This window comes from Dyella sp. (assembly GCF_035685885.1).
Taxonomy (GTDB): Bacteria; Pseudomonadota; Gammaproteobacteria; order Xanthomonadales; family Rhodanobacteraceae; genus Dyella.
Map to the genome: position 1 here is coordinate 1 of NZ_DASRZX010000060.1, position 14,649 is coordinate 14,649.

15 protein-coding genes are annotated in these 14,649 nt (G+C 65.6%); 4 read left to right on the top strand and 11 right to left on the bottom strand.

The window, feature by feature from the left end; all coding sequences use genetic code 11:
- Nucleotides 1-34: 34 nt before the first annotated feature.
- The gene (locus VFG49_RS07775) at nucleotides 35-187 is read right to left on the bottom strand and encodes a DUF3309 family protein (RefSeq protein ID WP_324859138.1); all 153 of its coding nucleotides are present in this window, start codon (nucleotides 185-187) and stop codon (nucleotides 35-37) included.
- Nucleotides 188-492: 305 nt separating this feature from the next.
- Here VFG49_RS07775 and VFG49_RS07780 point away from each other — a divergent pair, with 305 nt between their 5' ends.
- A complete protein-coding gene (locus VFG49_RS07780) occupies nucleotides 493-1,104 on the top strand; it encodes a class I SAM-dependent methyltransferase (RefSeq protein WP_324859140.1) in 612 nt (203 codons plus the stop codon).
- 12 nt (nucleotides 1,105-1,116) lie between these two features.
- Nucleotides 1,117-1,923 (top strand): DNA-3-methyladenine glycosylase, encoded by an 807-nt coding sequence (locus VFG49_RS07785; protein ID WP_324859142.1) that lies wholly within the window; start codon nucleotides 1,117-1,119, stop codon nucleotides 1,921-1,923.
- 45 nt (nucleotides 1,924-1,968) lie between these two features.
- On the opposite strand, the gene VFG49_RS07790 is transcribed toward VFG49_RS07785, so the two are convergent.
- The gene (locus VFG49_RS07790; protein WP_324859144.1) at nucleotides 1,969-2,589 is read right to left on the bottom strand and encodes a hypothetical protein; all 621 of its coding nucleotides are present in this window, start codon (nucleotides 2,587-2,589) and stop codon (nucleotides 1,969-1,971) included.
- 280 nt (nucleotides 2,590-2,869) lie between these two features.
- Between VFG49_RS07790 and VFG49_RS07795 the strand changes: the two genes are divergently transcribed.
- The gene (locus VFG49_RS07795; protein WP_324859146.1) at nucleotides 2,870-3,685 is read left to right on the top strand and encodes an SDR family oxidoreductase; all 816 of its coding nucleotides are present in this window, start codon (nucleotides 2,870-2,872) and stop codon (nucleotides 3,683-3,685) included.
- Nucleotides 3,686-3,809: 124 nt separating this feature from the next.
- Nucleotides 3,810-4,223, top strand: a complete 414-nt coding sequence (locus VFG49_RS07800) for a DoxX family protein (RefSeq protein WP_324859148.1) — start codon at nucleotides 3,810-3,812, stop codon at nucleotides 4,221-4,223.
- A 4-nt stretch (nucleotides 4,224-4,227) separates the two neighbouring features.
- Here VFG49_RS07800 and VFG49_RS07805 read toward each other — a convergent pair whose 3' ends face one another.
- From VFG49_RS07805 to VFG49_RS07845, 9 genes are all read right to left on the bottom strand, one after another.
- Complete coding sequence (locus tag VFG49_RS07805; RefSeq protein ID WP_324859150.1) at nucleotides 4,228-5,052, bottom strand: alpha/beta hydrolase; 825 nt, start codon at nucleotides 5,050-5,052, stop codon at nucleotides 4,228-4,230.
- Between the two features lie 56 nt (nucleotides 5,053-5,108).
- Nucleotides 5,109-7,466 carry a tetratricopeptide repeat protein gene (locus VFG49_RS07810; RefSeq protein ID WP_324859152.1) on the bottom strand — a complete coding sequence of 786 codons (2,358 nt, stop codon included), beginning with the start codon at nucleotides 7,464-7,466 and terminating at the stop codon, nucleotides 5,109-5,111.
- Nucleotides 7,467-7,665: 199 nt separating this feature from the next.
- Nucleotides 7,666-9,012: a hypothetical protein gene (locus tag VFG49_RS07815; protein ID WP_324859154.1), complete on the bottom strand. Its 1,347-nt coding sequence runs from the start codon at nucleotides 9,010-9,012 to the stop codon at nucleotides 7,666-7,668.
- Nucleotides 9,009-10,643, bottom strand: a complete 1,635-nt coding sequence (locus VFG49_RS07820) for a VWA domain-containing protein (protein ID WP_324859156.1) — start codon at nucleotides 10,641-10,643, stop codon at nucleotides 9,009-9,011. The genes VFG49_RS07815 and VFG49_RS07820 overlap by 4 nt, the downstream gene beginning before the upstream one ends.
- Nucleotides 10,644-10,645: 2 nt before the next feature.
- Nucleotides 10,646-11,671, bottom strand: a complete 1,026-nt coding sequence (locus tag VFG49_RS07825; protein ID WP_324859158.1) for a VWA domain-containing protein — start codon at nucleotides 11,669-11,671, stop codon at nucleotides 10,646-10,648.
- Nucleotides 11,658-12,170 carry a DUF4381 domain-containing protein gene (locus VFG49_RS07830; protein ID WP_324859161.1) on the bottom strand — a complete coding sequence of 171 codons (513 nt, stop codon included), beginning with the start codon at nucleotides 12,168-12,170 and terminating at the stop codon, nucleotides 11,658-11,660. The genes VFG49_RS07825 and VFG49_RS07830 overlap by 14 nt, the downstream gene beginning before the upstream one ends.
- 2 nt (nucleotides 12,171-12,172) lie before the next feature.
- The gene (locus VFG49_RS07835; protein WP_324859163.1) at nucleotides 12,173-13,123 is read right to left on the bottom strand and encodes a DUF58 domain-containing protein; all 951 of its coding nucleotides are present in this window, start codon (nucleotides 13,121-13,123) and stop codon (nucleotides 12,173-12,175) included.
- A 199-nt stretch (nucleotides 13,124-13,322) separates the two neighbouring features.
- Nucleotides 13,323-14,309, bottom strand: a complete 987-nt coding sequence (locus tag VFG49_RS07840; protein WP_324859165.1) for a MoxR family ATPase — start codon at nucleotides 14,307-14,309, stop codon at nucleotides 13,323-13,325.
- The coding region (locus VFG49_RS07845; RefSeq protein WP_324859167.1) for a hypothetical protein at nucleotides 14,306-14,649 on the bottom strand (344 nt) is incomplete at its 5' end. The genes VFG49_RS07840 and VFG49_RS07845, both read right to left, overlap by 4 nt.

The window sequence follows — 14,649 nt, forward strand, 5'->3', positions numbered from 1 at the left end:
GGGCATGCCCGCGAAGCACCGGCAGCGCGTCGTATCAGATGCGTCCCATCAACAACAGGATGAGGAGGATCAGCAGGATCAGCCCCAGTCCGCCACTGGGGTAATAGCCCCAGCCACGACTGTACGGCCACGCAGGAAGCAAGCCGAGCACGAGGATCACCAGGATGATGATGAGCAGGAGCGACATGTCAGTTCCCTTCGCATGAGGTTCGGAGTGCGCCGTGCGCACGGTGATGTTGCATGCGTAAAGGGCTCCGCCAGCGGCCACGTGCGTGTGCAGGCGCGGTGCAAACCATCTTCACATTTAAGCGGCATGCGGTTGCGGCGTGCCATGCGCGCCGGCCTCCTTGCGCGCCCGTTACCTTTTTCAAGCAGCGGTTCGACAAGCCGTTCACTCCGATGTGTCCAGCATCGGGGCCGTGAGTCTTCTTCGCCAGCGATGCGCACGCGGGGTCACTCGCGAACGCACGGTTTTTCAAGGAATCGCAGGACATGCTGGCAAGAACGCCAAAGTCTCCCCAGGGCCACGATGGTGACAGGCCCCAACACACCGGCCATGCCACGCTTGCACGCACGTCGGCCAGCGGTGCCGAGCGGGAAAGACACGACGCCATCCTCGACGCGCTGACGCAACGCCATTACCAGCGTTGCCTGCAGATCGGCTGTGCCAGCGGATGGCTCACCGAACAGCTCGCATGGCGCTGCTCCCGCGTGGATGTGGCCGCCGGCCATGCCAGTGCGCAGGCCCGCGCTCGACTGACTCGCCCGGGAGGAAACATCCACTTCTTCCCATCGGGGCTTGCGGATGGTGAATGGGGCAGCAACTACGATCTCATCGTTCTGTCGGACGTGCTCCATCATTTCACCATACCGGCACTGGTACGGCTGGCCGCGCGTGTCGCCGAGGTCGTAAAGCCGCGCGCCGAGTTCGTGGTCGCGCACGGAAGCGAGGGCCAAGGGCAGCCGCTGTCATGCGATCGTGCCACGGAGCTGTTCCAGTTGCTGGTGCGTGCAGAGCGAAAGACGCGATTACTGCATGCGGCTTATCGGCTGGAAACGTGGCTGGCGCCCGATGTCGAAGTCGATATGGCATCGGCCCCCTGAGCCCATCTCGTCATGGCGACCCGCGGCGAACTCGAACTGCAATTGCGAGCACTGGAGAGCGAGCTGCCCGATCTGTTGAGTCGGGGCGATCCGTTCCTGCACACGTTCGAATCGCGCGCCATGCAGATCGAAGCGCAGGCGCAACCCGAGGACCTGGATTATTTCCACCAGCGGCTTGAAGAACTGGTGGCCTCCACTGGCGTCAACGGCTTGCTGCAGGCGCAGCCGTGGCTGGGTCTGCCGCGCGAATTCTTCCAGTACGACGCGAACGTCGTGGCGCCGCGCCTGTTGAACAAGTTGCTGGTGATGGACGACGGCCGCGCGGGCCGCATCGTGGAAGTGGAAGCCTATGTCGGCACGCTGGACCCAGCGGCCCACACTTATGGTGGACGCACCGCGCGCAATGCCGTGGTGTTCGGCGAGCCCGGGCACCTCTACGTCTACCGCTCGTACGGCATCCACTGGTGCGCCAATTGCGTGTGCGGGCCCGAAGGCGTGGGTTCGGCGGTGTTGATCCGGGCGCTTGAACCCCTGGATGGCCTGGAGGCGATGCGTGAGGCACGCGGACCGAAAATCCGCGATCGCGATCTCTGCCGCGGCCCCGGCAACATGTGTCACGCGATGGGCATCACCGGCGAGGACAACGGCGCCGACATCACCGATCCGACAGGTCGGGTGCGTGCGATGAACGATCTCATGCGCGCACCCTTTGCCATTGGCACGCCACGCATCGGCATCAGCATGGCGAAAGATCTGCCATGGCGCTGGCGGGTACCAGGGAACCGATTTACTTCCGGTCCCCTGCAAAGGGAGGCATGACGCCTCCCTCGCGGGACAGGCGGCGATCACGCTGCCTGGCGGTCGTCATGAACCCTTGGCCTTGGGCGTCACCTTGATGGTGAATGCTTCCACATAGGTAACCAGGACCATGTCGCCCACCTTGAGCTCGGCGAGCTTCTTCTGGCGCTCGGGATCCTTCACCTGGATGACCCGTTCCTTGCCGTCGGCGCCAGTGAGCGTCATGGTGTGCGCCTTGAGATCCAGGGCGGTGAGCTTGCTGGTGACTGTGACGGTGTGGCCCGCGTGCAAACCCGGCTTTTCACCCTTGGCTGCGGTGCTGGCGGTGCGTTGTACGTCGGTGCCGGCATCCGCGCTGCCCGCGGGCATCACCTGCACGGCGACGGCTGCCTCGTAGGTGGTTGTCACCTGGTCGCCCACATGCAACTGGTCGAAGTTCTTCACTTCGGGACCAGCCTCGATGGTCGCGTCCTTGCCATCGGGTCCGCGCAGCGTGATCAGTCGGTTGGCGGCGTCGATCGCCGTCACCGTCGCGGTCACGGTCTCCTTTTCGCGTTGCAGCTCTGCCGCCGTACTGTGGACGGCCGGTTCTTCCGTCGTTTGCTGGGCCATGCCTGACACGGGCAATGCCACCACAGCCAGGGCTACGGCGAACAGGTGAGACTGGGAAAGGTGCAGCTTGCTCATGTTGCTGTCTCCTCTGGGGTCGGTCGACCATCGCAATGACGCGACGGCGAGTGATACATGCCCCTCCATGTTCCGCCAGTGCACGCCCGTTAACGAGCGTAAAATCACCCAGCCGCGCTACGTAGTTCTACCGAATTGGCCCAAGCCAAGGACTGCCCGCAGCCGTCGGCGCGCTCTGCTCCTTGACGCAACGGAGCATGACATCGCCGCAGCCCGCCACTACGCTGCCTGCTTTGGCTGACGACGTCCGGACGTCCTTTTCCTCAAGGAGAAAGCTGCCATGTCGCTTACCGGAACTCTCGATACCGCCCTGGTAACCGGCGCCTCCAGCGGCATCGGCGCAACCTACGCCGACAGGCTCGCGCAACGTGGCCACGACCTGGTGCTGGTGGCGCGCAGCCAGGACAGGCTGCATGCGCTCGCCGACAGGCTGATGCGCAAGCATGGCGTAAAGATTCACGTGCTGGCCGCCGACCTCACCCTTCCCGATGAGCGCGCCAGGGTGGAATACCGCCTGCAGGAAGACGATTCGATCGGCTGGCTGGTGAACAATGCGGGATTCTCCGCACCCGGCGCGCTTGCCGATGGACGTCTGGACGACATCGACGCGATGATCCAGTTGAACATCACTGCGCCCACGCGCCTCGCTGGCGCAGCGCTTGCGCGCCTGATCGAGCGCGGACAGGGCAGCATCATCAACATCGCATCCGCGCTGGCCGTGGCGCCGGAACTTTCGACCGGCGCGTATGCGGCTACCAAGAGCTACCTGCTCAGCTATTCGCAATCCCTGCACAGGGAAGTCGGCCACCGTGGCATTCGCGTGCAGGTGGTGCTGCCCGGCGTGACGCGCACCGCCATCTGGGAGCGCGCGGGCAAGGACGTCGATGCGTTCCCCGAGCACGTCATCATGGAAGTGGATGAAATGGTGGATGCCGCGCTGGCCGGCTACGAGCTCGGCGAGCTGGTGACCATTCCCGCGCTGCCCGACATGGACGCGTGGAATCGCTACGAATCGGCGCGACTGCAGCTGGCACCGGATCTTTCGCGCAACCATGCCGCCGATCGTTACAAGAGCGACATTCCCGAAGACGCCTGAGCTGCAGCACAAACGACTCCCTCGCGGCGCGGGAGGACTATAGTGTCCATGACCGCCGCCAGCGGCGACGGCCGACGCGGGCGGACCGCCCGCATAAGCCACGTCACGTCATGGGAGAACAACCATGCGATACACGTTACTGGATGGCAGCAGGGACGGCCTGATCCTTCTCGCACGCGTGCTGCTGATGGTGCTCTTCATCATCTTCGGCTGGGGCAAGCTGATCGGATTCGCGGCCACGGCCGCCTATATGGCCTCGGTCGACGTACCGATGCCGACGGCGACCGCCGCGATTGCAGTGATCATGGAACTCATCGTGGGACTGGCCATCGTGGTCGGCTTCTACACACGCCCGCTGGCGTTGCTGCTCGGGCTCTATACGCTTGCCGCCGCGGTGATCGGCCACCAGTTCTGGCACATGATCGATCCGGACCGCATCGGCGCCATGATCAATTTCTACAAGAACGTGAGCATCTCCGGCGGCCTGCTGCTGCTGAGCGTCACCGGCCCGGGACGCTATTCCATCGACCGGCGTTAGCGCTTCACGGCAAGCCGAGGCTGCGAAGGAACGCATCGACACTGCCGGTGTAGGCACTTGGCGCACCGAGCGTGCCGTTGATCTCGCCGTGGGTCAGCGGCACTTCCAGCACGCTCGCCTTTGCGCCCAGCGACCGGGCGCGCTGCGCATACGAGCGATTGTTGGGACACGACAGCACGCGCTTGCTGGAACACACCAGCAGAATGGGCAACGCTTCCCGACCCAGTTGCGCCAGCGGCGAGACGCTCTGCCAGTAGGCTGCATCGCTGCCGAACACGCGATCGTAGAAGCCGGCATGCGGCATCGTCATCAGCGCAGGCACGTCGATGGCGCCCGCGTCAAGCGATACCGTACCCAGCCACCGTTGCGCACCCTGTTGCCGTGCCAGTGCGGGCGCGGACGACAGCAGCGCCACCAGGTGCGCGCCAGCCGAGTGCCCCATCAGCACGACGCGTGATGGATCACCGCCCCACTCGCCCGCATGCCGCTGCACGTAAGCCAGCGCGGCGGCCACGTCCTTCGCCTGTTGCAGCGGATCGGCCTGCGGCACCATGCGGTAGTCGATGGAGACAAACACGTAGCCGGCGGCCTGCCAGTGCGATGCCTTGGGCTGCACTACGCCACCGTTGCGCTTGTCGCCGAACATCCAGGCGCCACCGTGCACCATCACGATGATGGGCGCATCGTGCGCGCCATCAGGCGGATCGACGTCCATGCGCTGGGACGCGGCACTGCCGTATGACACGTCGCGCAGCACGTCGGCCGCGTTGGCCTGCGCCATGCAACAAACCAGGCATACCAGGGAAAACAGCCAGCGCCAGCGAATCATGCCAACCCCGCCCGTGTGGAAATCCAGGCATCAAAACGCTCGATGCCGGATTTCGTCTACTTCGGCGGACCGCCAAGGCTCTGCAACAGCTGCTGCGCCTCATTCGACTGCGGCGCCACCGCAAGCACGCGCTGCGCATAGCCCCGCGCCTTGTCCATGTGCCCCGCGTCGCGCTCCAGGCTGGCCAGGGTGAACAGCAGGGACGGATTGTACGGCGATGCCTGCACGGCTTCTTCCAGCACCTTGCGGGCACGTTCGTCCTGGCCGGCCGAATGCAGGGCCACGCCATACACGTAGGCGAAGCGCGGATTCGTCGGGTCGGCACGATGTGCGCGATCAAGCCAGCCAAGCGCCTCCTGCTGCCGGTTCTGCCGCACCAGCGCCAGGCCTTTGGCATGCAGCAGGCTGGCATTCCCGGGCGCGGCTTTCAGGCCATCGTCGATGGCTTTTTCGGCGTCGTCTTCGCGACCCAGCGACCGGTACATGTCGGCAAGGTTGGCATAGGCCGGCACGAAATCAGGTTGCAGTTTCAACGCCTGGCGGAATGCCTGTTCGGCCTTGTCGGTCTCGCCGCGCTCGGCATAGACCAGACCCAGGTCGTAGTGGGCTTCGGGGCGCTCGGCGATCGCCTCCTGCGAGGTCACGTAGGCGGCGAAGGCGCGATCGCGTGCGGCGCGCTGGCGAGCGCCGAGCTGTGCATCGGGCACTGCGGCGAGCACGCGGCCGGCCTTGATGCGCACGTTGAGCACGGGATCGTCCGCCAGCGGCAAGGCCAGTAGCGCGCGCAGATTGGGGGGAAACGCCACGAGCGCCTTCAGTGCAGCGATGCGCATCAACGGATCGGCATCGGACAGCGCAGCCTGCAGGGTGGGTACGGTGGCCGGGCTCGCATAGTGCTCCAGCTCACTCACCGCGGTGGCGCGCGCAATCATCGGCGAAGTGGCATCCGCCGCCAGCGTGGTGAGCAGTGCGGAGGCATCGGGCTTGCCCTTGCGCGCCGCATCCAGCGCCTCGACGAAATGCTGGTAGCCCTTGCGTTCGGGCCCATGCGCCTTCTCTATGGCATCGGCGGCCCATTGCGCGCCCTTGTCGGCATGGCAGCTGGCGCAGGCATTGGGCACGCCGAATTTCACGGTGAGGTCGGGCCGCGGTACGCGGATGGAATGATCCGGCCGCGCGTTGATCACCATGTAGTTCTTGGCGGGCATGTGGCAGGCCACGCACTGGGTGCCGGCGCTGCCCGCCTGGTGCATGTGGTGCGCGGTGGTGTCGTACACCTTGGGCGAGTGGCAGCTTTCGCACAGCGCGTTGCCCTGCGCGCGCACTTTTGACGTATGCGGATCGTGGCAATCGCTGCACGTCACGCCCTTGGCATACATGCGGCTCTGCAGGAACGAGGCGTATACGTAGACCTCGTCCAGCTGCTGGCCATCGGCGTGATAGCGCCCCGCCACCAGAAGCACCGGATCATGCGTATCCATCAAACGGCCGGTCGGCGCGCTGTCCTTGGCGATGATGTTGCGACGCGAATGGCAGACTGCGCAGGTCTCTACTTCGCGATGCGAGGCAAGCGGCGTGCTGCGCACCGGATTGCCGGTGGCAGGGTTGGGTATCCATTGCACGCCCTTGCGTTCGTCGAGCGGGATCGACAAACCCTTGCCGGCATCGGCCTGACGGCGATCGTCACTCCATCTGGCCCACTCGATGTGACGCGAACCCGGGCCGTGGCAGGCCTCGCATGCCACGTTGATGTCGCTCCAGGTGGTCTTGAACGTGTCACTGGCCACGTCGTAGTTGCGCTGCAGATTGGTGGAATGGCAGTCCGCGCACATGTAGTTCCAGTTCTGGTTGAGGCGCGTCCAGTGCAGCGTGTCATGCGCGTCGATGTGCTCGCCCGGATACTGGTTGAACCAGCGTTGTCCGCCTTCCTGCGCCGGCCTCGAATCCCACGATGCGCGCAGCGCCTGCATGCGCCCGTCAGGAAAAGCCACCAGGTATTGCTGCAGCGGATACACGCCGAAGGTGTACTTCACCTCGAACTCGCCGGGCTTGCCGTCCGGACCGTCGGTCTTGACGAAAAAGGCGTGGTCGCGCTTGAAGAAACTGGCCTGCGAGCCGTCCTGCTTCAGGCTGGCGTTGTCGAAGTGGCCGAGTACGGTCGTGTCGTTGGCCACCTGCATGGCGAGCGCGTGATGCGACTGCTGCCAGGCCTGGGTTTCCTTCGCATGGCAGGACGCACAGGCCTGCGCGCCGACGTAATGGACGGGTGGTGCAGCTGGCGTTGACGACGCGACGATGGAGGCAGCGACGGGCGATGGCGCAGGTTGGCCGACGGGTTTGCGCAACCACCAGGCGCCCAGCCCGATGATGACCAGCACGCCGACCACGAAAGGCAGCCACCACCATCGGCCCATGGAACCTTGTGGCGATGAAGGCGGTGCAGGAGGCGCGGGCACAGAGCGTCGTTGCTGGCGCTTCCTGGAACGGCCCATGCCTCTCTCCCCTGAAAATCCGCATCTGAGTTGGGCGCGTTAGGGATCCGTCCAGCGCCGCCTGTACCGCGTGCAAGGCATGGTAGCGGGCGCCTGCGATGAGATCGTGAAGACGACGCGCTCAGGCGGGATTGAGCGGAGGCAGCAGGGTGCCGTGTCGGCGATCGCGTCGCTCGCGCTTCCAGCGTTTGCGCGCTGCCGCCAGTCCATCGACCAGCGCGCCGGCGGACCACGATGCGCCAGCCTGTCCATACAGCGAGGCATCGAGCGCGCTCCATTGCGCCTGCAACGCGGCATCGCCATAGCGCTGACACCAGCCTTCCACCGTGGCGGGTGCGCCGTCCTGCGCGCTTCGACGCGCCCATGCATCGGCGGCTGTATGCAGTGCCCTGGCCGAACTGGTGTGGCGCTGGCGATGCAATGCCGCGAAGGCCACGGCTTCGGAATGGCGCCGGCGGTAACGCCAAGCCTTGTAACGCCGCGCCCACTGCTCCAATCGCCCGCGGAAATACCAGGCCAGCCAGCCGAGCACGGCCAGCAGCAGGATGGCGATGCCAAGATCGCTGGAGAAGAAACCGATCAACCGTGGCATCACGCCCTGCCCCGGCAAGGCAAAGCGCGGCCGCGCCGGCGCGCCCCACCAGGCGTGGAAGTGCACGGCCGGCACGTCGCTGGTGCGCCAGGTGTGCGTGCGGGTGTCCAGCCAGCGCACGGCCAGCGGCGGCAAGGTGTAGCTGCCACGCTTCTGGATCACATAGCTGGCGGCATCCACGCGGCTGCCGCCCACGAAACCGCCCTGGTTGCCGACGACATCGCGCGTGACTCCCGGCGTCGGATACAGCCCCAGGCCGCGCACCGGCGCGAAGGTGACCGGCGGCAGCATCATGGCCGGCGCGCCCTCGGCGGATATCTCCACGCGCCGCGTGACGCTGTCGCCTACGTGCAATCCGCTGTCTTGCGGAAGAATGGTCTGGGTGATCTTCACCGAGCTGGCAATCAGCGCCTCGGTGACGCCCGCCGGCAACACCAGCGGCTGCACGTCCAGCGTCACCGGCGTGGTCTTCGTCGTGACCGTCGTCGCCTGTGCGCCGATATGCGCCACCACGTCGAACGCAGGAATCTCGACGGCGCCCGATATCAGCGGCGTCACCAGATACGTGCGCGAGACGCCCGACCAGGTCGCGCCGTCCACGGTGTCCACGATATGCCCGGGCGTTTCGTCGGACAGTGCCAGATACACGCCTTCCACATGGGGCACCGGCAGCACGGGTGCATCGGTGAAGAAGTCGGGCGTGAGCATGTCGACCACGATGCGCGCAGTTTCGCCCTCCACCAGCGGCCCCGCCGGTTCCTGGTGCACGCGCACCAGCATGCGCGGTGCGTCGGTGGCAGGCTGTGCTGGGGCGGCCTGTTCGGCGAACGCGGCATTCGCGAACAGCATCAGCAGCAGGATCAGCCAGCCCTTCATGTGCCGGGCTCCTTGATCACTGGCTTGGCCGGTTGCGTGGGCTGGCCCGGCGGTGGTGCCTGGTTTTCAATGTTGAACTTGGTGCGCAGGAAGTCGGCAGGTGACACGCTGAGATTGCGCATCCAGACGTCCGCCGGCACCTGCTGCGGGATCTTTGCCATCACCTTGGTTTGCCCACTGCCCTTCTTGCCTTCCTTGTCGAACTTCACCTTGTCCGGCTTGTATTCGTCATCCTCGTCTTCCGGCGGCACTTTTTCGCGCTGCTTGATCAGGCGATCCATCAGCTGCAGGTTGGCCTGCGCCTGCGGGAACGGATGGCGCATGCGCAACGCCTGGTCGTAGGCATCCTTGGCTTCCTCGTACTGGGTCATGCGCGCGAAGCTGTTGCCTTCCATGAACTTCGCGTCGGCCGTAGTGAGCCCCGCGAACATCTTCTGCGCATCCTCATAGCGCGCATGCTCGTACAGCGCGAGGCCTTTCCAGTAAGGGTCCTGGAATAGTTCCGACGCCTTGGCGAAATCGCGGTGCTCGTAGTACCAGCGCCCCTGCTGGTCGGGTGTAAAGAACCAGTCCACCACCTTCCAGTCGGCGGCCTGCGCCGGTGCCGGCATGCCAGCCAGGCCCAGCGCGCCGATCACGAACACCCAGCGCACCACCCAGCCACGCCGGAACCACAGCAGCGCCAGCAGCACCAGCGGATAGCACAGGTAGTAGCCGTACTCCTTCCAGCGCACGGTGGACGTGGTGTCCTTCATGATGGCCAGGTGGTGGATGGCCTCGCGCTGTACCCAGCGCATGTCGTCGTCGTTAGTGGTGATGCTGGCCAATGGTATGTGCGCCTTGGACGCGAGCCGCTCCAGCGCATCGTCATCGAGCTTCGCCTCCACCGGCGAACCGTCGGGGCCCAGCACCAGCGAACCCGATGGCGCACGCAAGGCCCCACCCTTGGTCGTGCCCACGGCCAGCATCAGCACCTGCTGGCGCGAATCCTGGCGGTGCTGCATGAAGGCCTGGATCTGCGTGTCGTCGAAGCCGCTGGTGAAGAACACGATGGTGCCGGGATCGGTTTCCGCATTGAGCATGCGGTCGGCCAGCGTCAACGCAGCGGCCGCGTTTTGCCCCTTCGCCGGCAGCAGATCGGTGGCGAGCGCCGAGAGGAACAGGTCCATCAGCCCGGGATCGTCCGTGGGTGGCAGCACCATGTGCGCCGTACTGGTGTAGACGATCAGGCCGACGCGTCCACCCGCGCGCAATGCCATGAGGTCACGCACCTTCTGCTTGGTGCGTTCCAGCCGCGTGGGCGACACGTCCATCGCATTCATCGCCGGCGACAGGTCGATGGCGACGACCATGGGCGCGCGGTCTTCGGCGAATGGCGGTGGATCGAGTTCCCAGGTCGGCCCCGCACAGGCAATGCCACCCATCACCAGCACCGCACACACCAGATGAATCGGCCGCACGCGCCAATGGCCATGATCGCCCACCACCAGATGCGGCAGCAGGTGTGCCGCAATCATGCCCTTCCAGCGCTGCAGCGGATCGTTGCGTCGCTGCCACCACCAAAGCAGCAACGGGCCCAGCGGCACCAGCAGCAGCCACATCGGTCGGATGAAATGGAAGCCCTGGTCCATGCTCACAGCTCCGCCGTGCCGGGCAATGGTTCATCTGGCGTCGCGCGACGACGCTTCGCCGGCGCCACAAGCCCGAGCATCAGCAGGTGATAACCGAGCATCAGCAACAGTGCCGTGCCCAGCGGCAGGTAGTACAGCTTCACCTTCGGCCGATAGACCGAGTGCTTTACCTTGCTGGGCGTGATGCGGTCGAGCAGCGCGTAGATGTCCGCCAGCTGCTGCCGGTTCTCGCCGCGATAGCTGCGCCCGCCGGTGGCCTGCGCGATGCGCTTGAGCGCGTCCAGGTCCACCCGGTTCTCGCCCACCGCGTTGGGATCGCCGATGCCGATGGTGTGGATGATGATGTGATGTGCCTTGGCGATGGCGGCCGCCTTCTCCGCCGGCAGGCGGCTCGCGGTGTCGTTGCCATCGGTGAGCAGGATGAGTACGCGCTCGCGCTGTTTGGAATGCTCGGTCATCTTCACCGCCATGCCGATGGCGTCGCCTATGGCCGTCTGCGGACCGGCCATACCCACGCGCAATTCCTGCAGCAGGTCGCGCACCGCGGTGTGGTCGAGTGTCAGCGAGGTCTGCGGAAACGCATTGGTGCCGAACACGATCAGGCCGATGCGATCGGTGGTACGGCGGCGGATGAAGTCGTCCACCACGCTCTTCACCGCGGTAAGCCGATCGATGCGTTCGGCGCGATCATCGACGAAATCCGGCGTTGCCATCGAACCGGAGAGGTCGATGGCCAGCAGCAGGTCGCGTGCCGACTCGGTGCGCTCCACCGGCGGCTCCAGATGCTGCGGGCCTGCCAGCGCCAACACCAGCAGCGCCCAGCACACCGGCGCCAGGATGCGGCGCAACCAGTTGCCGCGCAGGATCACCGCACCGCGCGAAGGCGTCTGTCCGGTGATGCGCGCCAACTCGTCGAAGAACGGCACGCGCACCGCACGCGTGCGTTCGCCATACGGCGGCAGCAGCCACCACACCAGCAGCGGCAGCGGCAACACGAGCAGCAGCCAGGGATACTCAAGCTGGAACATGGTCGTCGATCCAGCGATGCAACAAGGCCATCAGGTCGCTTGCGTCGGTGCCGGCCAGATCGCCGTCGCCATAGGCGAGCGTCTGCAGGTGGCGCCCCGGTCCGCGCGTGAAGTTCTCTCCGCTGAAGGTGTGATCGAGATAGCCCAGCCATGCTTCGCCGCTTAACGGCGCCACCGTATCGCGCGGTGCCCAGGTGAGCACGGTGCGCTTGACCAGTGCGGGCAGCGCTGCCAATGCGCGCTGGCGTTGTGCGGGATCGGCGGCGGCCTGCTCGATCGCCGAGAGCTCCTTTTGCGCTGCCCGGCGATAGCGGTTTCGCCACCAGCGACGCAATCGCAGCGCGACATAAACCAGCACCGCGAGCAACACGATGCCACCCAGCACCCACCAGCCCGCCGTCTGCGGCGTGTAGGGAATCGGCGGCGGCAGCGGGATCTCCTTGAGATCCGCAATCGACGCGGCGGGCGGCTGGGCTGTCTGGGCGGGCAGCACGAACATCGCTAGACCCTCCGCTGCGAAAAGTGGCCGAGCAGGCGCGCCACCTGCTGCACGGTGGGTTGCTCGGTATCGATCACCAGCAGGGGCACGCCGCAGCGCTTCAGGCGATCGACCGTCTCCGCCAGGCGCGTGTCGAACATACTGCCCAGCGGCTCGCGTACCGTCTTGCGGCCGAAGTCCAGCTCTACCTGCAGCTCGCCTTCCGTCACCACGATCTTGCCCTTGTTGGGCATCGAGCGCGCCGAAGGGTCGTAGACCAGCCCCGCCACCACGTCGTTGTGAGAGGCCAGTTCGCGCATCAGCTGCAGCGTCTGCTCGTCCGCACCCAGGAAATCGCTGATGACGAACACCAGGTAATCGTGCGTGGCCAGATGCAGCGCTGCGCGCAACGCGGCGTTCAGTTGCGCGGGATTGGCGCGGGTGGACGTGTCTGCGTGCAATGCCTGGTTGCTGCGCGCCATCAGGCCCAGCGTGGCGATCACGCGCGCGCGGCTGCGATGTGGACGCACGGTGTCGATGCGGGTGTCGTCGAATACCACCGCGCCCGCGCGATCACCCGCCTGGAACGACATCCACGCACCAAGTGCCGCCGTTTCCACCGCAACCACCGACTTCATGGCGCGGCGCGTGCCATAGAACATCGAGATGCGCTGATCCACCACGAACAGCGCGGGACGATCACGTTCCTCGGTGTAAGAGCGCACCAGCGCATGGCCTACGCGTGAGGACGCCTTCCAGTCGAGGTGGCGAAGATCATCGCCCGGCACGTACGCGCGGATTTCCTCGAAGTTGAGCCCGCGCCCGCGCAGGCGCGAGGCATGGCGCCCGGCGAGGATGCTGTGATGCGGCCGGTGCGGCGTGGCGGCCAGGCGACGCGCGTCGTATTCCAGCCGCGCCAGATGCGCGGGCGTGACGTAGACGGTGCCGATGTCGCTGGGTTGTATGTCGGCCATGTTGAGTCCGCGTTGAACCAGCTCCCTGCGAGTTAGTCCCCTCTCCCCTGCGGGGAGAGGGTTAGGGTGAGGGGGCACGCTTGCGACTGATCTAAAAAAAGCGGGCTTTCCTGATGGGTTTTCTCGAGCACCCGCCCCCTCACCACCGTAAAGGTGGCAATGTCCCAGCCTTCTCCCCAAAGGGGAGAAGGAGAGCGCACTAAGCCGGCACAGCGACCAGCTCCAGGATCTTGTCGATCACCTGGTCCGCGTGGATGCCCTCCGCGCTGGCGTCATAGGTGAGGATGATCCGGTGGCGCAGCACGCCGTGCGCCATCGCGCGCACATCGTCCGGCGTCACGTGCGGCCGCCCTTCCAGCCACGCATTGACGCGCGAGGTGCGCTCCAGCGCGATACCGCCGCGCGGGCTGGCGCCGATCTGGATCCAGGTGCCCAGCGTCTTGTCATAGCGATCCGGGTGCCGCGTGGCGTCGATGAGCGCCATGATGTACTGCTCGACCGCAGGCGCCACATGGATGCCGTGGATCTCCTTGCGCGCCTCGAACACGCGCTCGGGTTCGATGAGGCCCGCATCATCCGTCGTCGTCCCACTGGACGCCGTGGCTACCTCTTCGCTGCGCACCAGCTCAAGCACGCCGATCTCACTGTCGCGATCGGGATAGTCCACCAGCACCTTCATCAGGAAGCGATCCAGCTGCGCTTCGGGCAGCGGGTAGGTGCCCTGCGACTCGATCGGATTTTGGGTGGCTAGCACCAAAAACGGGTCGGCAAGCGGACGGGTGATGCCGTCGGTCGTCACGCTCCGCTCTTGCATGGCCTCGAGCAACGCGGATTGCGTCTTGGCCGGCGCACGGTTCACTTCGTCGGCGAGCAACAGCTCAGTGAAGACCGGGCCGGGCACGAATGAAAATTCGCCCAATTTTTGGCTGTAAAGTGTGCTCCCGGTGATGTCGCTAGGCATCAGATCCGGTGTGAATTGAATGCGCCGAAACGACAGACCGAGCACGCGCGCGAGCGCGCGTACGAGCAGCGTCTTCCCCAGCCCCGGCACGCCTTCGATCAGCACGTGACCGCGCGCCACGAGCCCGACCAACACGTGCTCGACCAGTGACTCTTGGCCCACGAGCACTCGGCTCACTTCGCTTTCGATGCGCCGTAGTTCGTTACTCAGTTGTTCGAGATTCACTTCGAGCCTCCTGCTCGTAAGGTCATGCTTTCTAGCTTTTCCAAAGTGGTCAGATCGGCGGGAGACGGCCGCGCCGTGGCCAGGTCGTCTTGCGCGTCGCGCGCTTCGGCCAACAGCAAAACCAGCTCCGATTCGGGTTGGTTGACCCGCGCCGCGATGCGTCCCGCGAGCTCGATCAAGCCGATCGGCTGTTGCGGGCTCAGCCGTTCACGCAAGCGCTCGATCAGCCAAGAGCCGTAGGTGGCGAGCGCGAAGCGCGTGGCCCGTGCGCGTCGGTAGCTCTCACCGAGCGCGAGCACGTGATCGCGGAATGCGCGCCGCCGCGCGCGGACCGGATCCC